The following is a 25,034-nucleotide window of genomic DNA, read 5'->3' as shown; positions in this document are numbered from 1 at the left end:
GCTGCCGGCGGCCCGTGCGCGGGCTGCCGGCGGAGCACGGGCCACCGGTGACCGCCGAGTGGAACGTGCGTCCTCACGGCGCCGGTTGACACCGCCTCAGGAGCCCGCCAGAGTCGCCGCCGATGGAGATCAACGAGCTGACACCGGCCGAGCTGCGCGTCTGGCGGGCCTTCGCCCGCGGGGAACGGGTCGACTTCCGCACCGGCGAGGACGAGGACGCCGCGGACGGGGCGTCCTGGGGACCCGAGCGCACCCTCCGCGCCTCGGTGGTCAAGGCACTGCTGCTGCACGCGCCGCAGCAGGACGGAGAGATCGCGGCCCTGCGGGTCGCCGGTGCCCGGATCACCGGCGCGCTGGACCTCACGCACGCCCTGCTCGACTCCCACCCGGTGCGCCTCAGCCACTGCCACTTCGCGGAACGGCCCGAGCTGTACGGCATCCAGCTGCGCCGGCTCAGCCTGCACGGCTCCGTCCTCCCCGGGCTCGGGCTCGGCAGCGCCCGCATCGACGGCACCCTGCGGCTGAGCGCCTGCCGGATCGCCGGGCAGGTGCAGCTCGCCGGCACCCAGATATCCGGTGCGCTGTTCCTGGAGGACGCCGAGCTGACCGCGCCGGACGGCTCGGGGCCGGTGCTCAAGCTCAACCAGGCGGTCATCAACGACGACCTGTGGGCGCCGCGGCTGCGGGCCCGGGGCGAGATACGGCTCAACGGGGCCTCGGTCACCGGTTCGGTCAACCTGCGGCAGGCGCGGCTCGACCGGGACGAGGACGTCGTCATCGACGCCCAGACCCTCGTCGTGGAGGGGGACTTCCTGCTGCGGCAGGCCCGGGTGCGCGGCTGGGTGGGACTGCGCGGCGCGCGTGTCGCGGGCCGCCTGGACCTGTCGTACGCCCACCTCTCCAACCCGTGCGACGCGGCGCTGCGCGCGACCAGCGCCACCATCGGGGAACTGTGGCTGCGCAGGGGACCGGCGATGGAGGGCACCCTGAACCTGCGCCGGGCCCAGGTGGAGGTGCTGTTCGTGGAGCCGGAGATGCTGCCGCGCCGGGTGCTGATCAGCGGCCTCGCCTACACCTCGCTGACCCCGCACGAGCCGGCCGAGCGGCGGCTGCCGATGCTGGAGCGGGACGGCGACGGCTATGTGCCGCACGCCTACGAGCAGTTGACCGCCGCCTACCGGCGGATCGGCGACGACCACGCCGCCCGGCTGGTGCAGCTCGCCAAGCAGCGCCGGCACCGCTCCACTCAGCCCTGGTACGGCCGGGCGTGGGGCCATGTGCAGGACGCCGCCGTCGGCTACGGCTTCCGGCCGATGCGGGCCTTCGGCTGGCTGCTGTCGCTGCTCGCCGTCGGTTCGGTCGCGTTCGCCCTGGAGCATCCGCCGCCGCTGAAGCCGGACGAGGCGCCGGACTTCGACCCGGTGTTCTACACACTCGACCTGCTGCTGCCGGTGATCTCCTTCGGGCAGGAGGCGGCGTTCGCGCCCACCGGTTGGCACCAGGCGCTGGCGTACGTGCTGGTGCTCACCGGCTGGATCCTGGCGACGGCCGTCGTCGCGGGTGTGAGCCGTACCGTCAACCGGCCGTGAGCCGCCGCCCGCCCGGCCCCGCCCCTTGAACCTGACACCGGTGTCAGGTCCGACCCTGCGGGCATGCGAAACCGGACTCCTCTCCAGACGGAACCCGGGCGGGACCCGGAAGCGGTCCCGCCGCGGCTGCCCCTGACCGCCCTCCTGGCCCTGGCCACCGCCGTCTTCGTCACGAGCCTCACCGAAACCCTGCCCGTCGGCGTGCTGCCCGCGATGAGCGCGGACCTCGGGGTGAGCGAGAGCGCGGCGGGACAGTCGGTGACGGTGTACGCGGCCGGTACGGCGCTCACCGCGATCCCGCTGTCCGCGGCCACCGCGCACTGGCGGCGCAAACGGCTGCTGCTGACGGCGATGGCCGCCTTCGCCGTCGCCAACACGGTCACCGCCGCCTCGGCAAGCTACCCGCTCACCCTGGCGGCCCGGTTCACGGCCGGGGTGGCCGCGGGCCTCGCCTGGGCACTGCTCGCCGGGTACGCCCGCCGCCTGGCGCCGCCCGCACTCCAGGGCAAGGCGGTCGCGGTCGTGATGACCGGTATTCCGGTGGCGCTGTCGCTCGGCGTGCCCGCCGGAACGCACCTGGGCGGAGTGCTCGGCTGGCGCGCGGCGTTCTGGCTGATGACGGCGGTCACCGCGGTGCTGCTCGGCTGGATCGCGCTGGGCGTCCCGGACCGGCCGGGCCGGCGGGCGGGCGACCGCGGCCCGGCGCTGCGGGCGCTGTCGGTGCCGGGTGTGGTGCCGGTCCTGTTCGTCACCCTGGTCTTCGTGCTGGCACACACCGTCCTGTACGCCTACATCGCCACCTTCCTCGACCGCTGCGGCATGGGCGACCGGGCCGACCTGGTGCTGCTGGTGTTCGGCGGGGCCTCGCTGCTGAGCATCTGGATCGTCGGCGCGCACATCGACCGGCGGCTGCGCGCCCTCACCGTGGCGAGCACCCTGCTGGTCGGCGGGGCGGCGGCGCTGCTCGCCGGGCACGCCGGCACGTCCGCGCCGGTCTGGCTCGCCGCTGCGCTGTGGGGGCTCGGCTGGGGCGGCGCGCCCACCCTGCTCCAGACGGCGGTGGCGGACGCGGGCGGTGAACAGGCCGATGCCGCGCAGGCCGTGCTCGTCACGCTGTGGAACGCGGCGATGGCCGGCGGCGGGCTGCTCGGCGGTGTTCTGCTCGGCGTGTTCGGGGCCGCCGCGTTCCCCTGGGGCGTGCTGGCGCTGCTGGTGCCGGTGGTGGCCGTGGTGCTGGGCGCCCGCACCCACGGCTTCCCCGCCCACCGGCGCGCGCAGACGGTGTCCGCGCCCGAAGAGCAGCGTCCGCGCTGAGGCAGCCGGTGCCCGCGCCCGGGCAGACAGTGTCCACGCCGGAGTAGACAGTGTCTACGGATGCTGGTAGACACGGTCCATGACCATTCCCGAGGAACCCGGACCCGGCCTGCGCGCCCGACTGGTCGAGGTCGGCGTCGGCCTGGTGGCCGCCGAGGGCGCCCAGGCGCTGACCCTGCGGGAGATCGCCCGCCGGGCCGGGGTCTCGCACGGGGCACCGCGCCGCCACTTCCCCACCCACCTGGAACTGCTGTCCGCCATCGCCCGCCGCGGCTTCGACGCGCTGGGCGAGCGGGCGCGCGAGGCGCTGGCGGCCTGCGACGGCACGGCGGAGCCGCGCGAGCAGGCGGCGGCGCTCAGCCGGGCCTACCTCGACTACGCGCTCGGCAACCGCGGGATGTACGAGCTGATGTTCCGTCACGACCTGCTGGCCAGCGGCCACCTGGGCCTGCGGGACACCAGCCTGCCGCTCTTCCGGATCCTGGTGGACCTGGTCGGCCGGGCCCGGCCCGACGCCGACGCCCGGACCGTGGCGGGCGCGCTGTGGGCGAACCTGCACGGCATCGCCCAGCTGTGGTGCTGGGGCAGCCTCCAGCTCGCCACCGGCAGCGAGGACCGCACGCCCCTGCTGGACACGGTCCTGGACGCCCACCTCGGCCCCGGCGCCACCCGGTGAGCCGCCCCGTGAGCCCCACGCCGAACCGCTCGCCGCGCCGCCCGCTCACGCTGGCGGCCAGCGTGGCCGGAGCGGTGGTGGTCGCCCTGGACGGCACCGTCCTGACCGTCGCCCAGCCCACCCTCCAGCGTGACCTGGACGCCTCCTTCACGCAGGTGCAGTGGACCACCACGGGCTATCTCATCGCGGTGGCCTCGCTGCTGGTGTTCGCCGGACGGCTGGGCGACCGGTACGGGCACCGGCGCCTGTTCGGCCTGGGCATGCTGGGCTTCGGTGCCGCGTCGGCCGGCATCGCGCTCGCGCCCGGCATCGGCTGGGTGATCGGGCTGCGCGTGGCCCAGGGCGTCTTCGGGGCGCTGCTCCAGCCGGCCACCCTCGGCATGCTGCGCGCCGCCTACCCCCCGGACCGGCTGCGTGCGCCCCTCGCCGTCCGCACCGCCGCCATCGGGGTGGCCGCCGCCGCGGGTCCGGTCCTCGGCGGGGCCCTGGTGACGGAACTGGGCTGGCGGCCGGTGTTCCTCCTGCACGTCGTACCGGCCCTGCTGTTCGGGCTGCTCGCCCTCGCCGCCGGCACACCCGAGCGGCCGCGGACGGCCGTACCGCTGGACCTGCCCGGCGCGCTGCTGCTCGCCCTGGCCCTCGCCGCGCTGGTGCACGCCCTGGCCGCCCTGGCCGAGTCCACCGGGGCGGGCCGCGCGGCACCGGGCCTCGCCGTGGCAGCCGTCGCCGGAGCGGCGTTCGTACGGCACGAGCGGCGGGCGGCGAGCCCGCTGCTGCCCGCCGCCGTCGTGCGGCCGCCGGCGATCCGTTCCGCGCTCGGCATGCTGGTCACCGCCTCCGCCGCCCTGCACGGCGCCGTGTTCTGCTGCGTCTACCTGCTCCAGGACACCCTCGGCCTCGACCCGCTGCAGAGCGCGCTGCGCAGCCTGCCGCTGGCCGTGCTGATGATCGCCGCCGCGCCGGTGTGCGCCGTACTGCTGCCGCGGGCGGGAGCCCGGCGGACGACGACGGTGGCGGCACTCGCCCTCGCCGCGGGCATCGCGGTGCTGTACACCGCGTCCGGCACCCTCACCCTGTGCGCCGGGTTCGCACTGGCCGGCGCCGGCTTCGGCACCGTGATGGTGGCGGCCACGCACGTCGTCGTGCGGCACTCCCCCGTGGAGTCGGCGGGCGTGGCCGGCGGCCTCCAGCAGACCGCGCTGAACATCGGCCCCGTGCTCGGGGTGGCCGCGGCGGCCCTGCTGGTCGCCGCGGGCTCCCCGCGCGCCGCCCTGCCGGCACTCGCCGCGGTCGCGGCGCTCGGCGCGGTGCTCGGCGGCGCACTGCCGGGGAGGGCGGGCGGGAAGGTCCCGGAGACACCCGCGGGCACGCACGTCAGGACGGGCCCCGGGCCGCGTCCCGCGCGACGATGAGGTCTGAGGGCATCCGCACGGGGGTATGCCCGATCGCACCTCGGTGAACGCGATCGGAGGAGAGCGATGGCACAGCTGCGACAAGAGGTCGAGCCGGAGGAGGCGGGGCTCGACGCGGGGGCGCTGGACCGGCTGGACCGGCACTTCGCCCGCCAGGTGGACGAGGGACGGCTGCCGGGCTTCCTCGTCGCCGTCGCGCGCGGCGGCCGGGTCGCCCACCTCACCACGTACGGGCACCGCGACATCGCCGCCGGACTGCCCGTGACGCCGGACACCCTGTGGCGGATCTACTCGATGACGAAGCCGGTGACCGCGGTGGCCGCGCTGCTGCTCATGGAGGAGGGCCGGCTGGCGCTCGACGACCCGGTCGCCCGGTACCTGCCGGAGTTCGCCGACGCCCGCGTGCACGTCGAGGGCTCCGGTGCGGAGGTCCGTACCCGCCCTGCCCGGGGACCGATACGCATCCGCCATCTGATGACCCACACCGCGGGCCTGACGTTCGCCTTCTACCACTCCCATCCGGTCGACGCCCTCTACCGGGACGCCGGTCTGCACTCGTCGGTGGCGCCCGGCACCGACCTGGCGGGCACGGTCGAGGTGTACGCGCGGATGCCGCTCCAGTTCGAGCCGGGCACCCAGTGGAACTACTCGGTGGCCAGCAATGTGCTGGGCCGGATCGTCGAGGTGGTCTCGGGGCGGCCGCTGGACGCGTTCTTCGCCGAGCGGATCTTCCGGCCGCTCGGCATGCCGGACGCCGGGTTCCAGGTCACCGGCGAACAGGCGGGGCGGCTCGCCGAGCTGTACGGCGAGAGGGAGGACGGCGACGGCATCGAACCGGTGCCCGGGCTGCCGCTGCGCGGCCGGCCGCGGTTCCTGTCCGGCAGCGGCGGTCTGGTGGCGAGCGCCTACGACATCCACCGGTTCATGGAGATGCTGCGCCGCCGCGGGGAGCTGGACGGCGTACGGCTGCTCGCGCCGCGGACCGTCGGCCTGATGACCGCCAACCAGTTGCCCGGCGGCGCCGACCTGCGCTCCTTCGGCAGCCGTCCCGCCCACGACACCCCCGGCAACGAGGGCGTCGGCTTCGGTCTCGGCGTGTCGGTGGTGATCGACCCGTCCCGCACCCAGGCGCCGTCCGGGCTCGGCACGTTCGGCTGGAGCGGGGTGGCCACGACGACGTTCTGGGTCGATCCGGGCCGCGACCTGACCGTGCAGTTCCTGACCCAGCTGCGTCCGCGCCGCTCGCACACCGTCTACCCGGACCTCAAGCGGCTGGTCCACGAGACGCTCGTCCCCCGGTCCCGGCCGGCGCCCCGGTAGCCCGGGGCGGGACCGGCCGGGCGCCGGCCGGCCCGGGGGCCGCCCTGCGCCCGGCGGACGGGGGCCGCCGTCAGGACCAGTGCGCCACCGCGTCCAGATGGGGCAGGTGGTGGTCCAGCCGTTCCCGCTTCGTGCGCAGATACGTGATGTTGTTCTCGCACGGGGGGATGAGCAGCGGGACCTGCTCGTCGACCTGTATGCCGTGCCGCACCAACGCCTCCCGCTTGCGCGGGTTGTTGGACATCAGCCGCACCGAACGCACCCCCAGGTCCTGGAGGATCCCGGCGGCGACCCCGTAGTCCCGGGCGTCCACCGGCAGGCCGAGCGCCACGTTCGCCTCGACCGTGTCCAGCCCCTCCGCCTGCAACGCCATCGCCCGCAGCTTGCCCAGCAGTCCGATGCCGCGGCCCTCGTGCCCTCTCAAGTAGACGACCACACCGGCCCCTTCGGCGGTCACCGCGCGCATTGCCGACGCGAGCTGGTCGCCGCATTCGCAGTGCCGCGAGCCGAACGCGTCTCCGGTCAGACACTCGGAATGCAGCCGGGTGAGCACCCGGTCGGCGCCGAGATCGCCGTGCACCAGGGCCACTTGCTCCTCACCGCGGTCGTGGTCGAGATATCCGATCGCCTGGAACGGTCCGTACACGGTGGGCAGCGGGGCATTCACCACGCGTTCCACACCGGTGCGACGAGCCGACTTGCCACCGATGACGCCGAGGTTCTCTGTCATGATCTGACTTCCCAATCAGAGTCGAAAGGCCGTGAGAATATGAGTGGTTCCGGTCTGTTTCCGGCGGACACGACGGAGGACGTACGCGCGCGGGCGGCCGGTGCGCCGCGGCAGGTCGCCGTCCTCCCGGTCGGGAGCTTCGAGCAGCACGGCCCGTACCTCCCGCTGGCCACCGACACGCTCGTCGCCTGCGCCGTCGCCCGGGACATCGCCGCCGCGTACCCGGTGCACCTGCTGCCCCCGGTGACCGTGTCCTGCTCGCACGAGCACGCGGACTGGCCGGGAACCGTCAGCATCTCCGCGGTGACCCTGCACGCGGTGGTACGGGACATCGCCGACTCGCTGCGCCGCTCCGGCATCGGGGCGCTGGTGCTCGTCAACGGGCACGGCGGCAACTACGTCCTGGGCAACGCCGTCCAGGAGGCCACCGCGCGCGGCGAGCGCATGGCGCTGTTCCCCGCCCCGGAAGACTGGGAGGCGGCACGCGAACGGGCCGGGGTGGAGACCTCCCTGCAAAGCGACATGCACGCGGGGGAGACAGAGACCTCCATCCTGCTGCACACCCATCCCGAATCGGTCCGGCCCGGATATGAGACCGCCGATTTCCTCGCCGACGACCGGCGTCATCTGCTCACCACCGGTATGTCCGCCTACACCGATTCCGGTGTCATCGGCAGGCCCTCCCTGGGCACCGCGGAAAAGGGGAAGGAACTGCTGGCGAGTCTGGTGGATTCCTTCGCCGCGTATTTCACGCTGCTCACCTCCGAGGAAGACGAACGGGACGTGCGGGTTGTGCGGGACGTGCGGGTGGTGCCGGACGTGCGGGTCGTGCAGGACGTGCCGCCGGAACGGGTGTGACCGCCCGCGGGCCCGGGTTCCGGCTCCGGTACGGCGGACGCGGCTTCCCCGCCCGCCGTACCCGCCGCCGCCCGTGGGGACGTCCCCCAGCGGGCGGCGAGCACCAGCAGCCCCGGCAGGCTCGCGGCGAAGCCCAGCACACCGTAGACGACGGCGACCGCGAGACCGTTGCCCGCACCCAGTCCGGCGGCCCCGAACGCCCACGCGGTGGCGCCCTCCCGGGGCCCCCAGCCGCCGACGTTGAACGGCACGCTCATGGCGAGCAGGGCGAGCACCGCCAGCGGAAGCAGCGCCACCGCGGAGGCGTCGCTGCCCACCACCCGCGCGGCCAGCAGGAACAGCGCGACATGCCCGGCCAGGACCACGACGGACGCGACGACGACGCCGGGCCCGGAGCGGCGGGACAGCAGTGCCGCGCGCACCTCCGCGCCCAGCACCCGGCCACGGGCCCGCGGGCCCCGGTCCGGCCACAGGGCGAGAGCGATCGCCGCCACACCCAGCACGGCCAGCGCCACCGGCGGGGCGAACTGGCGGACCTGCGTCCGCACCGGCGACGGCACGGTCAGCAGGATGCCCGCGCCCGCCACCGCCAGCACCACCTGCCCGGCGGCCCGTTCGAGCACCACCGCCCGCACCCCCCGGCCGAGATCCCCGGCGCCGCCGCCGTGCCGCACCGCCCGGTGCACATCGCCGACGACTCCGCCGGGCAGGGCCGCGTTCAGGAACAGCGCCCGGTAGTAGCCCGCGAGCGCCGGCCCGTACGGCAGCCGGATCCCGAGGGCGCGGGCCACCAGCTGCCAGCGCCAGGCGCTGAACGCCGTCGTGACCAGGCCGATCCCGGCCGCCGCGAGCACCGCGGGCCCGTCGATCCGCCGCAGTCCGCCCAGGAAGACGCCGGTGCCCAGCCGCCAGAGGAGAACGGCGAGGAGCGTCACGCCGGCGATCGCGCCGAGCCGGGTTCGCACCGCGCGGAACGTCCTCACGAGGCCGCGCCGGCCGGGCGGCACAGCGCCAGCAGGTCGCTGTGGTGGACCGTGACCCGCAACTCCCCCGCCGCGCAGGCCGCGAGCCGCGCCGCCAGGTACTTCCCGGCACGCGCCGCCAGGCCAGGGCGCTGTTCGACGGCGGCGCCCACCCAGCCGCGCAGCCACTGCGCCGTCAGCTCGGGGTCACCGGGCCCGAGCCGCCAGGGGCTCGGCCGCACCCGCACCGTCGCCCCCCGCGCGGCGAACGCCGCGCACGCCGCGGTGACCGCGTCCGGGCCGAGCAGCCCGGAGCGCCGCTGATGGGCGTTGAACGCCTCGGTGATCTCCGCGTCCAGCGGGTCGTGCGGGGTGAGTTCGACCCGGCCGGCCACGGACAGCGTCAGCAGGGCCGGGCATCCGGCCCCCGCGCAGGCGGCGGCGAGCGCCTCGACCTCCGCGCCGGTGAGGACGTCCAGCAGCGCCGACGCCGTGACGAGGGAGGCGCCGGCGAGGGCGTCCGGGGTGAGCCGGGCGATGTCGCCGCGCCGGGTCTCGACGGTCACCCGGCTGCCGTCGGCCGCGGCGCGCGGGGAGGCCACGGCGGCGAAGTGCAGCAGGTAGGGGTCGCGGTCGTGCAGCACCCAGTGCTGGGCGCCGTCCAGCCGCGGCGCGAGCCAGCGGCCCATCGAGCCGGTGCCGCAGCCCAGGTCGTGCACCACGAGTCCGCCGCCGCGCCGGGGCAGGTTGGCCAGCCGGATCCGCAGCGGATCCACCAGCTCCGCCGCCCGCGCCGCCGCGTCGGCGGACTCCCGCAGCTCCAGCCACTGGGGCGCGTAACGCGGCGGCTCGTCGGCCTCGCCGCCCTGGCCGCTCTCCCTCAGGCGTACGGTGCGCCGCTCGCCGGGGCGTTCGGTGGGCCCCGCACCGGGGATCACCCCGGCGGCCGGGACCGTCACGGTCGCCGCCTCCCGGGGTGCCGGGGGCGTCGCCGCCCCCGCCTCCGGCTGCGCCGGGATGCCACCGCCCCGCTGCGCCGTCGTACCCGTGTCGTTCATGCAGCCCTCCGTGGTTCGCCGGGGAGCCGGCTCAGTACGCCGGCCAGGGACCGGGCGGTGGTGGCCCAGCCGTCGAGCGCGGCCCGGCGGCGCCGCGCGGCGGCCTTGAGACGGCGTCGCACGTCCGCCTCGCCGAACCAGCCGCGCAGCTCCGCGGCGAGCGCGGCCGGGTCCTCCGGCGGGACCAGGATGCCGGGCACCCCGCCGTCGGGGGCGCGGCCGACCGCCTCGGGGAGTCCGCCCACGTCCGTGGCCAGCACGGGGATGCCGCGCGCCAGTGCCTCCGTGACCGCCATGCCGTACGTCTCGGCGTACGACATCAGCACCATGAGGTCGGCGGCGGCGTAACTGGCGTCGAGGGCGGCCCCGGACTGCGGCCCCGCGAGGTGGATACGGCCCGTCAGGCCGTGCCCGTCGATGAGCGCCCGCAGCCGGGCGACGTACTCCGGGTCCTGCGTCAGGCCGCCGACGCACACACAGCTCCACGGCAGGTCCGTGACCGATGCCAGTGCCTCCACCAGCCGGTGCTGCCCCTTGCGCGGGGTGACCGCGGCGACGCACAGCAGCCGTGACACACCGTCGGTGCCGGAAGCGAGGGGCGCGATGTCCGCACCGGGCGCGGCGGCGTGCACCCGCTCGGGGTCCAGCCCGTGGTGGGCGACGAGCCGGCGGACCGCCCAGTCACTGGTGGCGATCACCGCCGGCACGGCCCGCAGCACCGCCCGCTCCCGGGCGTCCAGCTCGGCGGCCGTCGCGGGCGGCAAACCCGTCTCGTCGGCGAGCGGCAGGTGCACCAGCACGGCGAGCCGCAGCCGCCCCGCCTCCGGGACGACCACCTCGGGGACGCCGCAGGCGACGAGCCCGTCCAGCATCACCACCGAGCCGTCCGGCAACTCACCCAGTGCCCGGGCCAGTTCGGCGCGGGCCGCGGCCTCGGGGCGGGGCCAGGATCCGGCCACCGGAAGCCGGTGGACCTGCCAGCCGAAGCCGGGCAGGTCCAGACACACCCGCCGGTCGTAGGCGTTGCCGCCGCTCGGCGCGGCCGGGTCGTCGACCCCGCCCGGCAGGACGAAGTGCACGGTGCGCAGGGACATCCGGAGGGTGTCCGCGCCCGGGAGGGCGGCCGGCCGGACGGGCACCTGGCGCGGCGCGGTGTCGGCGGCGGCGCGCGGCTCGGTGTCGGCGGCGCGCGGCGGCGTGTCGGCGGCGGCCCGCGGCGCCGGTTCGGTCAGTGCGTCGGTCACAGGTCACGCTCGTAACTCGCCCAAGCGACGTGCGACTCGTGCAGGGTGACCGTGATGCCCGCGATGCCGCGGGCGCCCTCGCCGAGCGCACCCTTGTGCACCCGCTCGGCGAGCCGGTCGGCGATCACCTTCGCCAGGAACTCGGTGGAGGTGTTCACGCCGGCGAAGTCGGGCTCGTTGTCCAGGTTGCGGTAGTTCAACTCGCCCACCACCGCCCCGAGTTCCCGGGTGGCCAGGCCGATGTCGACGACGATGTTGTCGTCGTCCAGCTCGGGCCGCCGGAAGGTGGCGTCCACCAGGAACGTCGCTCCGTGCAGGCGCTGCGCGGGGCCGAAGACGTCGCCGCGGAAGCTGTGGGCGATCATGATGTGATCGCGGACGGTGACACTGAACAAGGGAACGACCCTCCAGGTGCGGTGCATCGATGCCGACTAGTACGGGTGAGGGTCTTCCCGTGTTCAGCGGCGGTTATCTCCCGTACCGCACCCGGTGGCACAGCGCCGGGAGGCTGCCGTCGGCCAGCCGCGGCAGCACCTCGGGCAGCTCCTCGAAGGCGCACTCGCCCGTGACGAGCGCGTCCAGCGCCGGGTCGGCGAGCAGGTCGAGGGCGAGGGCGAGCCGGTCGCCGTAGGAGCGGCGGGCGCGGCGCGCCGGGGCGACGGTGCCGACCTGGCTGCTGCGCAGCACCAGCCGCCGGGAGTGGAAGTCCTCGCCGAGCGGAAGACTCACCTTCCGGTCGCCGTACCAGCTGAGTTCGAGGACCGTGCCCTCGTCGGCGACGAGTTCCAGGGCGCGGGCCAGGCCCTGCTCGGTGGTGCTGGCGTGGACGACGAGGTCGCAGTCGCCGAGCGCGTCGGCGGGCGCGGCGAACCCGGCGCCGAGCGCCTTGGCGGTCTCCTCACGGGCCGGGTCGGTGTCGACCAACTGGACCCGCACGCCGGGGAACCGGGCCAGCAGCGCGGCCACCGAGCAGCCCACCATGCCGCCGCCGACCACCGCGATCCGGTCACCGACCAGCGGCGCCGCGTCCCACAGCGCGTTGACCGCGGTCTCCACGGTGCCCGCCAGCACGGCCCGTTCGGCCGGCACGTGGTCCGGTACAGGGGTGACGGCCGAGGCGGGGACGACGTAGCGCGTCTGGTGCGGGTGGAGGCAGAAGACGGTACGGCCGGCAAGGTGCGCGGGGCCCTCCTCGACGACGCCGACGCTCAGGTAGCCGTACTTCACCGGCCCCGGGAAGTCGCCCTCCTGGAACGGAGCCCGCATCGCCGCGTACTGGCTGCGCGGCACCTCGCCGCGGAACACCAGCGTCTCCGTGCCCCGGCTCACCCCCGACCACAACGCCCGCACCAGCACCTCGTCTTCGGCCGGATCTTGCAGTTCGGCCTCACGGATCTCTCCATACCCTGGAGAGATGAGCCAGAACGCACGTGCGGGGCGTGTCATCGGCGCTCCTCCTGAACGATCGGCGAGTGGTTCGCGTACCGAGCGGTGCACAGGCCGCGCACAGTACGCGGCGTCGATCGACTCTGTCACACGGCCGGAGGATGTGCGGTGGCCCTGAACAACACACGCGGTGCGTGGCCCGTCCAGCGGGAGCCCGCGGCCGGCGCGGGTGCGCAGCTCCTGCTGCTGGCCCTGCTCGGCGCGACGACCGGGATGGGCCCGGCGGGCTGGCTGACCGGCCTCGCCTGCACCGCGGCGGGCTGGGCGGTCCTCGCCCGCGCCGTGCACCGCTCCCGGCTCAGCTCCTTCGGGCCCGCCAACCGGGTCACCCTCGGCCGGGCCGTCCTGGTCGGCGCGGTGACGGCCCTGGTCGCCGACTCCTTCCGCAGCGCCCCGCCCACCGCCCTGTTCGCCGGCCTGACGACGGTGGCGCTGGTCCTCGACGGCGTGGACGGCAAGGTCGCCCGGCGCACCGGCACGGCGTCGCCGCTCGGAGCACGCTTCGACATGGAGGTCGACGCGTTCCTGATCCTCGTCCTCAGCGTGTACGTCTCGACGCGGCTGGGGGCCTGGGTGCTGCTGATCGGCGGCATGCGCTACGCGTTCGTCGCCGCCGCCCGCCGGTGGCCCTGGCTCACCGCTCCCCTGCCGCCGAGCACGGCCCGCAAGACGGTTGCCGCGCTCCAGGGCGTGCTCCTGCTGGTGGCCGCCACCGGACTGCTGCCCGTCGCGGCCGGCACGGCCGTGGTGGCGCTGGCCCTCGCCCTGCTGACGTGGTCGTTCGGCCGGGACGTACGGTGGCTCTGGCACAGGTCACGAACGGCCCCACCGCCCCGGACGGCACGGCCGCCACGACGGTTGCCGACGTCCCCGATGCCGCGGATGGCGCGAATGTCCTGGATGGCGTGGGCGACGGCCGGGGACGGCTGGGCCGACGGCACCACCTCGCCGCGACACCCGGCCCGTCGGTATCCGCCCTCCTGACTCCCACGAGAGGGGACTCCTGCGTTCGGGACCCGGCCCTGTCGTCCGCCGCCGGTGACCGCGCTGGCGAGCAGCGCCATCAGGCGCGGGTGCGGGGACGGGTGGAGTCGCGGTGCGCGGAGCTGTTGCGGCCGCCCTGACTGCTGCCTGCCGTGATGGACGCGTGTCGATGCCGTTCACGTCGTACGCCTTGGCATTCGTCCCGCCCTCCTTGTACCTGGAGAACGGGTCGTTCGGGTCCACTGGCTGCTTGAACACGCTGCGCCCACTCGTCTCGCCGGTCGGCGCCGTCGAGAGGAATTTCTCGGCCTGGCTGTCCGCCGGCGGTGGCGGGCCCTTGATCCCCGCCTCGATAGCGGCCTTGTTCTGGTTGAGGTTGTACTCCATCAGTTCCTCCGTCCGCCGGTAGTTCGGGAACGAGGACGCGGCGCCGGGTTACGGCTTGCCGTGCGGCCAAGCCTGGGTTGGTGTGCGCCGCGAACTCGGCGTCGCGTCGCCGGCACCGGCCGGAGCGGTCGTGCTCGTGAGCCCGTTCGCCGGGTCCTCCTCCCTTGCGGCGGGGAGGAGGACCCGGGGCCACGGACGTTCCGGGCCGGGCGGGGGCCGGCGTCGTTAACGCGTCGATGTGGTCTGCGGGGCGGGTGCGTACCCCGTCGGCCGGGCCGTGAAGGTGCCGCGGCCCTGGGTGCGGCCGCGCAGGCGGGTGGCGTAGCCGAAGAGTTCGGCCAAGGGCACGGTGGCGGTGACGGTCGCCGCGCCCGCTCGTACGACGGAGCCGGTCACCCGGCCGCGGCGGGCCGCGAGGTCGCCGAGGACGCCGCCGACGGCGTCCTCCGGCACGGTCACCGTGACCTCGGCGACCGGTTCCAGGACGGTCATCGCCGCGTCGCGCAGGGCGCCGAGGAGTGCCGCGCGGCCCGCGGTGCGGAACGCCATCTCGGAGGAGTCCTTCACATGGGTCGAGCCGTCGGTCAGCGTCACCCGCAGTCCGGTCACCGGGTGGCCGCCGAGCGGGCCCTCGGCGAGGGCGTCGCGGCAGCCCGCCTCGACCGCCCGGACGTACTCCTGCGGGACGCGCCCGCCGACGACCGTGGAGCGGAACGCGAAGCCGGTGCCGCCGGGTTCGGGGTGCAGCGGCTCGACGTCGAGGACCACGTGCGCGAACTGGCCTGCCCCGCCGTCCTGTTTGACGTGCCGGTGGACGTGGCCCCGCACCCCGCGCAGCACCGTCTCCCGGTAGGCGACCCGTGGCCGGCCGACGCCGACGTCCAGTCCGTGGGCGCGGCGGATCTTCTCCACCGCGACCTCCAGGTGCAGTTCGCCCATGCCTGACAGCACCGTCTGCCCGGTCTCCGGGTCGGTGCGGACCACCAGGGAGGGGTCCTCCTCGGCGAGCCGGGCGAGGGCCGTGGCGAGCCGACCGGAGTCGGCGGTACGGCGTGCCTCGACCGCGACGGAGACCACCGGGTCGGCGGCGCCGGGCGGTTCCAGGACGATCGGCGCGGCCGGGTCGCACAGCGTGGTGCCGGCCCGCGCGGACTTCAGCCCGACGACGGCGACGATGTCGCCGGCCGCCGCGCGTTCCAGCTGGGCGTGCCGGTCCGCCTGCACGCGCAGGATGCGGCCGATGCGCTCAGTACGGCGGGCGTTCGCGTCCCACACGGTGTCTCCCTTCTCGATGGTGCCGGAGTAGATGCGGAGGTAGGTGAGGCGGCCGGTGGGGGTGGCGTTCACCTTGAAGGCGAGGGCGGCGAAGGGGGTGTCGGGGGAGGCGGTGCGTTGCTGCAGCGCCCCGTCGTTGTCCTCCGAGGTGCCCCTGGCCTCCGGGACGCCGTTCTCCTCCGTGACGCCGTTCTGCTCCGTGACGCCGTTCTGCTCCGTGACGCCATTCTCCTCCGCGACGCCGTTCTGCTTCGCGACGCCGCGTACCGGCGGCACGTCCACCGGTGACGGCAGGTACGCCACCACCGCGTCCAGCAGCGGCTCGATGCCGCGGTTGCGGTAGGCCGAGCCGCACAGGACGACCACGCCGTCGCCGTCGCGCGTCAGGTCACGCAGCGCGGCGACGAGCGTCGTCGCGGAGACCGCCGACCGCGTACAGAATTCCTCCAGCGCGCCCGGATGCAGTTCCGCGACCGCCTCCTCCAGCGCCCGCCGGCGGCGCCGCGCCTCCTCCCGCAGCTCGTCCGGCACCGGCCCCGCCACCCTGGCCTCCCCGGCGTCCGCCCAGGTCAGTGCTCGCATGTGGATCAGGTCGACCACCCCGCGGAAGCCGTCCTCCGTCCCGATCGGCAGCTGGACGACCAGCGGCGCCGGGTGCAGCCGGTCCCGGATCGACGCGACGGCCGCGTCGAGGTCGGCGCCCGCGCGGTCGAGTTTGTTGACGAAGGCGATCCTCGGCACACCGTGCCGGTCCGCCTGCCGCCACACCGACTCGCTCTGCGGTTCCACGCCCGCGACCGCGTCGAACACCGCGACCGCCCCGTCCAGCACGCGCAGTGAACGTTCCACCTCGTCGGCGAAGTCGACGTGTCCTGGCGTGTCGATCAGGTTGAGGCGGTGGCCGTTCCAGGCGCAGCTGACCGCCGCCGCGAAGATGGTGATGCCACGGTCGCGCTCCTGCGGGTCGAAGTCGGTGACGGTGGTGCCGTCGTGGACCTCTCCGCGTCGGTGGGTGGTGCCGGTGGCGTACAGGATCCGCTCGGTGACGGTGGTCTTGCCCGCGTCGACGTGGGCGAGGATGCCCAGGTTGCGGATGGTGGCGAGGCTGGTGAGGTCGGTTCGCACGGCCCGTGGCCTTTCGGAGTGTGTGGTGCGGGAAGGGCGGCGCGCGATTGACCGGGACGAAGGCCGGCAGGAGTGCGGGGCAGGACGGGGCGGGGCGGGGCCCGGGTCCACGGCGGTACCGCCGGCCCGGTGTCCGTCGTGGCGGACCCGGTCGGCTCAGCGGGGCGTTGTGGAACTCGGACGTGACCGACGCCGTGTCCGCGTCTTCGTCACGGCATCCGGTGCCGGCCGCGCAGCGGGCACCGGGCGGCCGTGGACACCAGGATCACCTCGGAGCGGGAACGGGGAACAACGACAGCGGTGCGGTCACGCACGGCCCGGCTCCCCTCACTCGACTCGCTTCACACGGCAACGCGCCGCGCCCCGCCCCGGGGGCGGTGCACGATCACCCCGGCGAGTGTAGGGAGCGGTACCGGTCGCCGGCACCGGGTTTTTCAGCGGCCGCCTATGCCGCCTCGGGCGTGTAGAAGTGCGCCCGGACCCGGCGCAGCCACGCGTCCGCCGCGCTCTCGTCGGGCTGTTCGGGCAGTGCGCTGCGGGTCCGGTCGAAGGCGGACTCGTAGTGGCGCAGCAGCGGCAGCGCGGCGGACGGGTCGGCGGCGACCTGTTCGCCGAAGCGGCGGTACTCCTCGGGGTCGTCGACCCGGACGGTCAGTCGGCCCGTGGTGTACAGCTCGTAGCCCTGGTGGCAGAGCCGCTTGAGGTGGCGGGCGTGCTTGGCGGAGCGCCTGCGGGCGGGAGTTCCGTGCTCGTCGGCGGCGAACCGGTTCTGCAGCTTCCTGAACTGCTGGGTGGCGTAACCGAGGTAGGCGTCGCGCACCCGGCGGGCGCTCAGCAGCGTGGTGCGGATGTCGATCAGTTCGTCACCGAGCGGGGTGCGCACCTCGTACAGCTCGTCGGGCAGCCAGACCAGTTCCATCACCGTAGGGTTGCCGCCGAGGGCGAGCCGGCACCACTTGGCCGCCTCGTGCAGGGTGCGGTCCGGTGCCGTGGAGACGTGGGACTCCTTCGGCGCGTGCAGCCCGTGCAGGGACTCGGTGGGCGCCGCGAACACGCCGAGCCGGTCGACGTCGGAGTCCTCGTGGGCGAGTCCGTACGCGGTCGAGCCGACGACGCCGGACAGCAGGATGTTGTTCACGGTCCTCCGCGTCATGATGCAGCGCTCCCCCGAATGCCTCACGCGCATGTCCGCCCACTCCCCCGTGATGCGCCGTGTGGCATGGTACTCGGGTGGCCGAGCGGCCGGTTTCCCGAGCGTTCACGGCTCCCTCACTCCCGCGTCCTTCTGGCCCGCCCCGCGGCGAACTAGCGTCCCAGGGCGTCCCTTCGACGAACGAGTGAGGTCCCGATGTCCGCCCGACACTTCCTCGCCGCCCTGGCCCTGCTGCCGGCTCTCGCGCTCCCGGCGTCCGCCCACGCCACCACCGACACCGACACCGTCACCGACACCGCTGCAACCGCCGCCGCCGGGCCGGTGCCCGGCGCTCCGTCCCTGGTGACGGCTTCGCCCCGGAAGACCCGCTTCGACCTCCAGGCCCACCGCGGTGGCCTCGGCCTGACCACGGAGAGCACGCTGGAGGGGTTCGCCAAGGCCCTGCGGCTCGGGGTGTCCACGCTGGAGCTGGACACCCAGATCACCCGGGACCACAAGGTCGTCGTCACCCACGACCGGCAGGTCAGCGCCCAGAAGTGCCGGGACACGGCACCCGTCGTGCCCGGCGACCCGCAGTACCCGTACGTCGGCGCCTACGTGAAGGACCTGACCCTGGCCCAGCTCCGGACCCTGGACTGCGGCTACCGGCAACTGCCGGGCCACCCCGGGCAGGAACGGATCGCGGGCGCCAGGATGGTGGAACTGCGGGACGTGCTGGACCTGGTGAAGCGGTACCGGGCCCGCCAGGTGACCCTCAACGTCGAGACCAAGGTCGAGGCGGGCGCCCCCGAGCAGACCGCACCGCGCGAGCTGTTCGTGCGGCGGGTGTACGAGGAGATCCGCGCCTCGGGCATCGAGCGGCAGGTGACCATCCAGTCCTTCGACTGGGGCGCGCTGAAGGTCATGCACCGGCTCGCGCCGCGCTGGCCGCTGGTCGCCCTCACCAACCACGACTTCCTCCAGGTCGGCAGGCCCGGCGCCTCCCCGTGGCTCGGCGGGATCGACGCCGACGACTACGGCGGCGACTTCGTGCGGGCCGCCGCCACCGTCCCCGGGGTCCGGGCGCTCTCCCCCAATTACGGCTTCCCGCAGAACGGGAAGATCGGCGACCCCGGCTTCCGCTTCTACCCGGACCGGGCGATGATCGCCGCCGCCCATGCCCGCGGACTGAAGGTCGTCCCGTGGACCTGCGACGATCCGGCCACGGTGGCCGCGCTGATGGAACTGGGCGTGGACGGGATCATCACCGACTATCCGGACCGGGTACGGGCCCTGATGGCGGAGCGGGGCATGCGGCTGCCGAAGCCGTACCACCCGCGTGGCTGACCTGCGGGGCTGACCTGCGGGGCTGCCCCGCAGAACTGACCTGCGGAACCGACCCGAGTGGCTGACCCATTGATACCGGCCCACCGGGGTTCACTTCTCGCCACCGGCCCACCGGGATTGCCCCATCGGCACCGGCCCGCCTGGGGCGCCCCACCGGCACCGGCCCACCGGCCCTCCCGGAGCCGGCCATCGGCACCGGCCCACCGGGGCCGGCCCGCGGGAGCCGGACTGCCAGGGCCGGTCCGCGAGGGCCGGACAGACGGAGCGGGACTGCCGGAGCCGGCTCGCGGAAGCCGGACTGCCGGAGCCGGCCCTCGCCCGTGTGGTGTTGAGCACGCTGTTCGTGGCCCTGCGGCCGGTGGCGTCACCGTGGCGACCGGGGACACCCCGGTCCCCACGGGGCTTGCGGCCGTTCGGGCGGCGGGGGGCGTGCGCCGGTGGGTGGGCGGTGCCGCCGAGCGCCCCCGGGGTGCGCTTGTCACCACCCGGAGCAGGGCATTACTGTCACCACGCCTTGGTGAACGGGAAATCCGGTGTGATGCCGGTGCGGCCCTCGCCACTGTGATCGGGAAGTCCGGCTCCGGCCCTCGCGGGCAGCCACTGGGTCCTCACGGACCCGGGAAGGCGGAGTTCGGGCGGTGGTACCCGTCAGCCAGGAGACCGGCCAAGGCGCGTCAACCATCCACGAGGTGCTGGAGAGGGTCGTTCGAGCCATGCACATAGCCGAGGGTTTTCTGCCTCCGGCGCACGCGGTCGCCTGGGGCGCCGCGTCCGCTCCCTTCGTCGTCCACGGCGTCCGTTCCCTGACGCGTGAGGTCCGTGAGCATCCCGAGAGCACACTGCTGCTGGGTGCCTCCGGAGCCTTCACCTTCGTCCTGTCCGCCCTCAAACTGCCCTCGGTCACCGGCAGCTGCTCGCACCCCACCGGCACCGGTCTCGGCGCGATCCTGTTCCGGCCGCCCGCGATGGCGGTGCTCGGCACGATCACACTGCTGTTCCAGGCGCTGCTGCTCGCGCACGGCGGGCTGACCACGCTGGGCGCCAACGTCTTCTCGATGGCGATCGCCGGCCCGTGGGCGGGTTACGCCGTCTACCGGCTGCTGCGGCGCTACGACGTGCCGCTGATGGTCGCGGTGTTCTTCGGCGCGTTCGTCGCCGACCTGTCCACCTACTGCGTCACCAGCGTCCAGCTCGCGCTGGCCTTCCCCGACCCCGGCAGCGGTTTCCTGGGCGCGCTCGGCAAGTTCGGCACCATCTTCGCCGTCACGCAGATCCCGCTGGCGGTGAGCGAGGGCCTGCTGACGGTGCTGGTCATGCGGCTGCTGGTGCAGTCGAGCAAGGGTGAACTGACCCGGCTGGGCGTGCTGGTGGCCGGCAAGCGGGCCGAGGCGAAGCCGGCCGGCAGCGAGGCGGTGGCGCGATGAGGACGAACCGCAACGCGAAGATCAACGTCCTGCTGCTGCTCGCCGTCGTCGCGCTCGCCGTGCTGCCCCTGGCACTCGGTCTCGGGGACGACGAGGAGGAGCCGTTCGCGGGCGCGGACGCCCAGGCCGAGACGACGATCACCGAGATCGACCCGGACTACGAGCCCTGGTTCTCGCCGCTGTACGAGCCGCCGTCCGGGGAGATCGAGTCGGCGTTGTTCGCCCTGCAGGCGGCGATCGGCGCGGGGGTCCTCGCCTACTACTTCGGCTTGCGACGCGGCCGCAGGCAGGGCGAACAGCGCGCCCTGGCCGGGCAGGACACCCCCGGGGGCGGGCAGCCGACCCCCGGAAGCGACCGGCAGACCCCCGCGAGCGGGCCGCACACCGCCGGGAGCGGGCAGGTCACCGCCCCGGGCGGGCGGGACAGCGGCTCGGGCGCCGACGGCGGGTCCGGGGTCTGAGCGCGTGCTGCCGATCGACGAGGCGGCGCACGGCAGCCGCTGGCGCCGCCGTCATCCGGTGGACAAGGCGGTGCTCGGGCTCGGCCTGACCGTGCTCGCGATCTCCCTGCCGCCCTGGCCGGGCGCGGTGCTGGTGCTGGTGGCCGCCTTGGCCGTGCTGCTCGGCCCGGCCGGGGTGCCCGCGCGCCGGCTGTGGCGGGCCTACCGGGTGCCGCTGGGGTTCTGCGTGACCGGCGCGGCCACCCTGCTGGTGCAGGTGGGCGGGCCCGGGGGGTTCCTGGCGCTCGCCCCCGAAGGGCCGGTGCGCGCCGGTGAGCTGCTGCTGCGCACCTCGGCGGCCTCGCTCGGCGTGCTGCTGTTCGCCTTCACCACCCCCATGTCCGATCTGCTGCCCCGGCTGGTGCGGGCCGGGGTGCCCGCGCCGGTGGTGGACGTGGCCCTGGTGACGTACCGGATGAGCTTTCTGCTGCTGGACTCCGTGCGGCTGATCCGGGACGCGCAGGCCGCCCGGCTCGGGCACACCACACGGGCCGCCGCCTGGCGTTCGCTGGCCGGGCTGGGCGCGACCGCGTTCGTGCGGGCGTTCGACCGGGCGACGCGGCTCCAGGCGGGGCTCGCCGGGCGCGGTTACGACGGCACCCTGCGCGTCCTGGTCCCCGAGGCGCGGATCTCCGTGCCCTTCACGGCCGCGAGCTGCGCCCTGCTGGCGGCGCTGGCCGTGCTCACCTTCGTACTGGAAAGGCCGCTGACATGAGTGAGGCCGCCGACACGCACCAGCCCTCCGCCCTGGTCGCCCTGCGGGGCGTGTCCTTCGCGTACGAGGACGGCCCTGCCGTGCTCCGCGGGCTCGACTTCGCCGTGCGCGAGGGGCGGGCGCTGGCGCTGCTGGGCCGCAACGGCAGCGGCAAGACCACGCTGATGCGGCTGCTCAGCGGAGGGCTGCGCCCGAACGAGGGCCGGCTGACCGTCGAGGGCGACCCGGTCGGTTACGACCGCAGGGGCCTGACGCGGCTGCGGACGACCGTCCAGCTCGTGGTGCAGGACCCGGACGACCAGTTGTTCGCCGCGTCCGTCGCGCAGGACGTGTCGTTCGGGCCGCTGAACCTGGGGCTCCCGGACGCGGAGGTGCGGGCCCGGGTCGCGGAGGCGCTGGCCGCGCTGGACATCACCGCGCTGGCCGACCGGCCCACCCATCTGCTGTCGTACGGTCAGCGCAAGCGGACCGCGATCGCGGGTGCGGTGGCGATGCGGCCGCGGGTGCTGATCCTCGACGAGCCGACCGCCGGTCTGGACCCGGACGGCCAGGAGCGGCTGCTGGCCACGCTGGACGGGCTGCGCGAAGGCGGTACGACGGTGGTGATGGCCACCCACGACGTGGACCTGGCGCTGCGCTGGGCCGATGACGCGGCCCTGCTCACCCCCGCCGGGGTGCGCACCGGTCCGGCGCCGGAACTGCTGGCCCGCACGGAGCTGCTCGCGCAGGCGGGGCTGCGGCTGCCGTGGGGGGTGGCGGCGGCCCGGCTGCTGCACGCGCAGGGCCTGCTGCCCGATCCGGCCGGAGGTCCGCGCACGGCGGAGGCCCTGGCGGCGCTCGCCACCGCGCGCCGCACCCCGGCCGACGGCCGGTGACCGCGCCACCGTCCCGAGCCGGGCGGCCGCGCGGCTGAGCGGGTCCGTGTGTGGCTGGCGTGCGCCGGGAGAGCGCCGGGCGGGGCGGGACCCGAGCGAAAAGGCGGCTCCAGGCACGCGTCGACCGGCCCCGCATCACCTGCCCGCGGTCCCTGACGGCGGGACTCCCCGTTGTCCCTGACGGCGGGTCTGCCCGGCGACGGCGCCGCGGTGCCGTTCCCGGCCCGGCTGCTCCGCCTGCCGCTGGTCGGAACCCGGCAGTCCGTTACCCCACTGCCCGCGGCGGCGCTGCGGGCGTCCACGCGCCGGCGTCGCGGCCGGTGCTCCACCGGACGGCGGAGCCCGCCCGGCGCGGGCCGTGCCACGGTGGACCGGCGGGTGCTCGCGCGGCCCGGGCGTGCCGCTGCGCGCCGTTCCTTCCCGTGACACGTAGCCGGGTCCTCCCGGTCACCGGCGTCCTCACGCGCTTCGCGGCCCGCGGCGGACGCGAGGACGCCGGTACGGTCCCGGGGGCCGGCCCGCGTCGAGGCCCCCGGGCCCCTCGTCTCACGGCGGAGGCGGCCTCACCGGTCCTTGGCCAGGGCGACCAGCTCGGCGAACAGGCCACCCGCGTGGACCAGGTCGTCGTAGGTGCCCTCCTCGACGACCCGGCCCTCCCGCAGGACCACGATCCGGTCCGCGAGCCGGGTGTTCTCCAGCTGGTGGGTGACGACGACGGTCATCCTGCGCGTGGCGACCCGCTTGACCTCCAGGAAGATCCGGTGCTCGCCGCGCGGGTCCATCTGCGACGTGGGCTCGTCCAGGATCAGCAGGGGCGTACGGCGGTACAGGGCGCGGGCGCACACCAGGCGCTGCCACTGGCCGCCGGACAGTTCCACGCCGCCGAAGAGCTCGCGGGCGAGCAGGGTGTCGAGTCCCTGGGGCAGCCGTTCGACGGTGTCGCGCAGGCCGACGGCGTCCAGGGCCTCCCACACGGGGGCGTCGTCGTGGGTGCGGGGCTGGCCCAGGGTGACGTTCTCGCGGGCGCGCAGCGGCCAGCACGCGAAGTTCTGCGGGACGAGCGCCGTGCGGTCCCACACGGAGTCGGGCCGGACCCGTGCCAGATCGGTCCCGTCCCACAGCACGCGGCCCTTGTCGGGCAGGAGGACGCCGGTCAGGAGCTTGGTGAGGGTGGACTTGCCCGAGCCGTTCTCGCCGACGACCGCCAGGATTTCCCCGCGGCGCAGGGTGAGGGAGACGCCGGCGACGGCGGGTTCGTCCTTGCCCGGGTACTGGTAGACCACCTCGTCCAGGCGGATCTCGTCCACGTCCTCCGGGACGGTCAGCTCGCCGCGCCTGGGGGCGCGTTCGGCGGCCAGGTCCAGGAAGGAGCGCATGTCGGCGAGGTAGAGGGAGGTGTGGAACAGCGCGGCCCCGTGCTGGACGACCTGGGAGAGCGCGGCCAGCGTGGTCTGCACGGCGACCACCGCGGTGGCGGCGACCGGCAGGGCGACCCGCCCGGTGCTCGCGAGCCAGGCCAGCGCGGCCCACGTGACCAGCAGGAACGCCCCGCCGAGCGCGGACGTCGCGAGCACGATGCGCAGCATCCGCGGGGCGGCGGTCAGGGTGCGCCGGTCGATGCGTTCGGACAGGGCGCGGTACCAGTAGACGAGGTAGCCGGTCATGCCGTTGGCGCGGATCTCGTCACCGTGCCGGGGGTAGGTGGCCCAGAAGCGCATCATGCCGCGGACGTTGCGGTCGGCGACGTTGGCGTAGTGCGTGGCGTAGTCGACGCGGGCGGACAGCACGGCGCCCAGGCCCGCCGGCAGCACCGCGAGCAGCAGCAGCGGGAGCATCAGCCAGTGCAGCGCGCCGATGACGCCGGCGGCGGCGGTCATGCGGATCAGCGAGGCGAGGAAGCGCTGGGCGTCGCGGACCATGTAGGTGGTGCGGGTGACACCGACCTCGGCGGCCTCCTGGCGGTCGGCGAAGCCGTCCACGGCGTAGGCGGACGCCTCGACCCGGCAGACGGCGGTGACGAGCGCGACGTCGGCCTGGGTGGTCAGGCGGGGCGTGATCCGCCCGTCGGCGTAGGAGGCGAGGGCGCCGCCGACCCGGCCGGCCGCCGCGGCCGCGGTGACCGCCACGAGGTCGGGCAGCGCGGCGTGCAGGCGTTCGGGCACCGCGCCGGTGCCGAGCAGGTGGGTCATGGCCCGCGCGGTGAAACCGAGGACGACGGCGGCGCAGACGCCGGTGAGCAGCTGGCAGCCGAGCAGCAGCAGGACGGCACGGCGGTCCACGGCCCACGCCATGCGCACGGTGTGGCCGAGCACGGCCGGCAGCCGCCGGCACATCGCCCGGAAGCCGGCCTCCTCCAGAGGGTTCTTGCCGAACTTGCCCGCGTAGCCGATCGTGGCGGGCGGTGGAGGGGGAGGCGGGTCGGAGCTCTCTGTCGCGGTGTCGGGAACGGTCACCTGCATCCCTCCTCGGGCTCGGCGCCGCACCTGGGTGGTCCGGCGGTGCCAGGCTCAACGAGGCCGCACCCGAATCGAACGCGCTCGATTCCGGACGACGCGCGCGCCCGCGATACGGGGGCTCCGGGGCGCGGAACGTGCTGCCGTACGGCCTGTGCGCGTGCCGGAGGTGGCCGAAACGCCGGTGCTCGTGACGGAAGTGACCGAC

Annotated in this window: 20 protein-coding genes, 1 pseudogene and 1 riboswitch; of the genes and pseudogenes, 12 read left to right on the top strand and 9 right to left on the bottom strand. The window is 74.9% G+C overall.

What is annotated here, in order from left to right; genetic code table 11:
• The first annotated feature begins 122 nt into the window (after nucleotides 1-122).
• The 5 genes from SGLAU_RS27555 to SGLAU_RS27535 all read left to right on the top strand — a co-directional run bounded on the left by SGLAU_RS27555 (nucleotide 123) and on the right by SGLAU_RS27535 (nucleotide 6,311).
• The gene (locus SGLAU_RS27555; RefSeq protein WP_043505222.1) at nucleotides 123-1,589 is read left to right on the top strand and encodes a hypothetical protein; all 1,467 of its coding nucleotides are present in this window, start codon (nucleotides 123-125) and stop codon (nucleotides 1,587-1,589) included.
• A gap of 63 nt (nucleotides 1,590-1,652) precedes the next feature.
• On the top strand, nucleotides 1,653-2,903 hold the full coding sequence (locus SGLAU_RS27550) for an MFS transporter (RefSeq protein WP_052413917.1): 1,251 nt from the start codon (nucleotides 1,653-1,655) through the stop codon (nucleotides 2,901-2,903).
• Nucleotides 2,904-2,982: 79 nt separating this feature from the next.
• Nucleotides 2,983-3,579 carry a TetR/AcrR family transcriptional regulator gene (locus SGLAU_RS36415; RefSeq protein ID WP_043505221.1) on the top strand — a complete coding sequence of 199 codons (597 nt, stop codon included), beginning with the start codon at nucleotides 2,983-2,985 and terminating at the stop codon, nucleotides 3,577-3,579.
• 8 nt (nucleotides 3,580-3,587) lie between these two features.
• Nucleotides 3,588-4,991, top strand: a complete 1,404-nt coding sequence (locus tag SGLAU_RS27540; protein WP_052413916.1) for an MFS transporter — start codon at nucleotides 3,588-3,590, stop codon at nucleotides 4,989-4,991.
• A gap of 66 nt (nucleotides 4,992-5,057) precedes the next feature.
• Nucleotides 5,058-6,311, top strand: a complete 1,254-nt coding sequence (locus SGLAU_RS27535) for a serine hydrolase domain-containing protein (RefSeq protein WP_043505220.1) — start codon at nucleotides 5,058-5,060, stop codon at nucleotides 6,309-6,311.
• A 70-nt stretch (nucleotides 6,312-6,381) separates the two neighbouring features.
• Here the strand turns inward: SGLAU_RS27535 and ribA are convergent, their stop codons facing one another.
• Entirely contained in the window at nucleotides 6,382-7,041 is a 660-nt protein-coding gene (gene ribA, locus SGLAU_RS27530) for a GTP cyclohydrolase II (RefSeq protein WP_043505219.1), read from the bottom strand.
• 39 nt (nucleotides 7,042-7,080) lie between these two features.
• Here ribA and SGLAU_RS33980 point away from each other — a divergent pair, with 39 nt between their 5' ends.
• Nucleotides 7,081-7,899, top strand: a complete 819-nt coding sequence (locus SGLAU_RS33980) for a creatininase family protein (RefSeq protein WP_078957923.1) — start codon at nucleotides 7,081-7,083, stop codon at nucleotides 7,897-7,899.
• 131 nt (nucleotides 7,900-8,030) lie between these two features.
• On the opposite strand, the pseudogene SGLAU_RS36410 reads toward SGLAU_RS33980, so the two are convergent.
• The 5 genes and pseudogenes from SGLAU_RS36410 to SGLAU_RS27500 form a co-directional block, all read right to left on the bottom strand.
• Nucleotides 8,031-8,834: pseudogene (locus SGLAU_RS36410) on the bottom strand (lysylphosphatidylglycerol synthase transmembrane domain-containing protein); the annotation flags it as partial.
• A gap of 44 nt (nucleotides 8,835-8,878) precedes the next feature.
• Complete coding sequence (locus SGLAU_RS34590; protein ID WP_063838900.1) at nucleotides 8,879-9,919, bottom strand: trans-aconitate methyltransferase; 1,041 nt, start codon at nucleotides 9,917-9,919, stop codon at nucleotides 8,879-8,881.
• Nucleotides 9,916-11,013, bottom strand: coding sequence for a glycosyltransferase family 4 protein (locus SGLAU_RS27510; RefSeq protein ID WP_078958077.1), 1,098 nt, complete (start codon nucleotides 11,011-11,013; stop codon nucleotides 9,916-9,918). Before SGLAU_RS27510 ends, SGLAU_RS34590 begins: the two co-directional genes overlap by 4 nt.
• 146 nt (nucleotides 11,014-11,159) lie before the next feature.
• On the bottom strand, nucleotides 11,160-11,558 hold the full coding sequence (locus SGLAU_RS27505; RefSeq protein ID WP_043505217.1) for a 6-pyruvoyl trahydropterin synthase family protein: 399 nt from the start codon (nucleotides 11,556-11,558) through the stop codon (nucleotides 11,160-11,162).
• A gap of 73 nt (nucleotides 11,559-11,631) precedes the next feature.
• Nucleotides 11,632-12,609, bottom strand: a complete 978-nt coding sequence (locus SGLAU_RS27500; protein ID WP_043505216.1) for a zinc-dependent alcohol dehydrogenase — start codon at nucleotides 12,607-12,609, stop codon at nucleotides 11,632-11,634.
• A 108-nt stretch (nucleotides 12,610-12,717) separates the two neighbouring features.
• Here SGLAU_RS27500 and SGLAU_RS27495 point away from each other — a divergent pair, with 108 nt between their 5' ends.
• Entirely contained in the window at nucleotides 12,718-13,593 is an 876-nt protein-coding gene (locus SGLAU_RS27495) for a CDP-alcohol phosphatidyltransferase family protein (protein WP_078957921.1), read from the top strand.
• A 612-nt stretch (nucleotides 13,594-14,205) separates the two neighbouring features.
• Here the strand turns inward: SGLAU_RS27495 and SGLAU_RS27485 are convergent.
• Nucleotides 14,206-16,380, bottom strand: coding sequence for an elongation factor G (locus tag SGLAU_RS27485; protein ID WP_043505214.1), 2,175 nt, complete (start codon nucleotides 16,378-16,380; stop codon nucleotides 14,206-14,208).
• Nucleotides 16,381-16,825: 445 nt separating this feature from the next.
• A complete protein-coding gene (locus SGLAU_RS27480; protein ID WP_043505213.1) occupies nucleotides 16,826-17,533 on the bottom strand; it encodes a DNA polymerase beta superfamily protein in 708 nt (235 codons plus the stop codon).
• 195 nt (nucleotides 17,534-17,728) lie between these two features.
• Here SGLAU_RS27480 and SGLAU_RS27475 point away from each other — a divergent pair, with 195 nt between their 5' ends.
• From SGLAU_RS27475 to SGLAU_RS27455, 5 genes are all read left to right on the top strand, one after another.
• Entirely contained in the window at nucleotides 17,729-18,859 is a 1,131-nt protein-coding gene (locus SGLAU_RS27475) for a glycerophosphodiester phosphodiesterase family protein (protein WP_043505211.1), read from the top strand.
• A 498-nt stretch (nucleotides 18,860-19,357) separates the two neighbouring features.
• Nucleotides 19,358-19,543: riboswitch (cobalamin riboswitch) on the top strand.
• Between the two features lie 29 nt (nucleotides 19,544-19,572).
• Nucleotides 19,573-20,283 (top strand): energy-coupling factor ABC transporter permease, encoded by a 711-nt coding sequence (locus SGLAU_RS27470; RefSeq protein WP_043505210.1) that lies wholly within the window; start codon nucleotides 19,573-19,575, stop codon nucleotides 20,281-20,283.
• A complete protein-coding gene (locus SGLAU_RS27465; protein WP_043505209.1) occupies nucleotides 20,280-20,744 on the top strand; it encodes an energy-coupling factor ABC transporter substrate-binding protein in 465 nt (154 codons plus the stop codon). The genes SGLAU_RS27470 and SGLAU_RS27465 overlap by 4 nt, the downstream gene beginning before the upstream one ends.
• Before the next feature lie 4 nt (nucleotides 20,745-20,748).
• Nucleotides 20,749-21,498 carry a cobalt ECF transporter T component CbiQ gene (gene cbiQ / locus SGLAU_RS27460; protein ID WP_043505207.1) on the top strand — a complete coding sequence of 250 codons (750 nt, stop codon included), beginning with the start codon at nucleotides 20,749-20,751 and terminating at the stop codon, nucleotides 21,496-21,498.
• Nucleotides 21,495-22,373 carry an energy-coupling factor ABC transporter ATP-binding protein gene (locus tag SGLAU_RS27455; protein WP_043505206.1) on the top strand — a complete coding sequence of 293 codons (879 nt, stop codon included), beginning with the start codon at nucleotides 21,495-21,497 and terminating at the stop codon, nucleotides 22,371-22,373. The genes cbiQ and SGLAU_RS27455 overlap by 4 nt, the downstream gene beginning before the upstream one ends.
• Nucleotides 22,374-22,936: 563 nt before the next feature.
• On the opposite strand, the gene SGLAU_RS27445 is transcribed toward SGLAU_RS27455, so the two are convergent.
• Nucleotides 22,937-24,832, bottom strand: coding sequence for an ABC transporter ATP-binding protein (locus SGLAU_RS27445; RefSeq protein ID WP_043505204.1), 1,896 nt, complete (start codon nucleotides 24,830-24,832; stop codon nucleotides 22,937-22,939).
• Nucleotides 24,833-25,034: the final 202 nt, after the last annotated feature.

This window comes from Streptomyces glaucescens (assembly GCF_000761215.1).
GTDB classification, from domain to species: domain Bacteria; phylum Actinomycetota; class Actinomycetes; order Streptomycetales; family Streptomycetaceae; genus Streptomyces; species Streptomyces glaucescens_B.
This window is presented reverse-complemented; position numbering and strand designations above follow the sequence as displayed.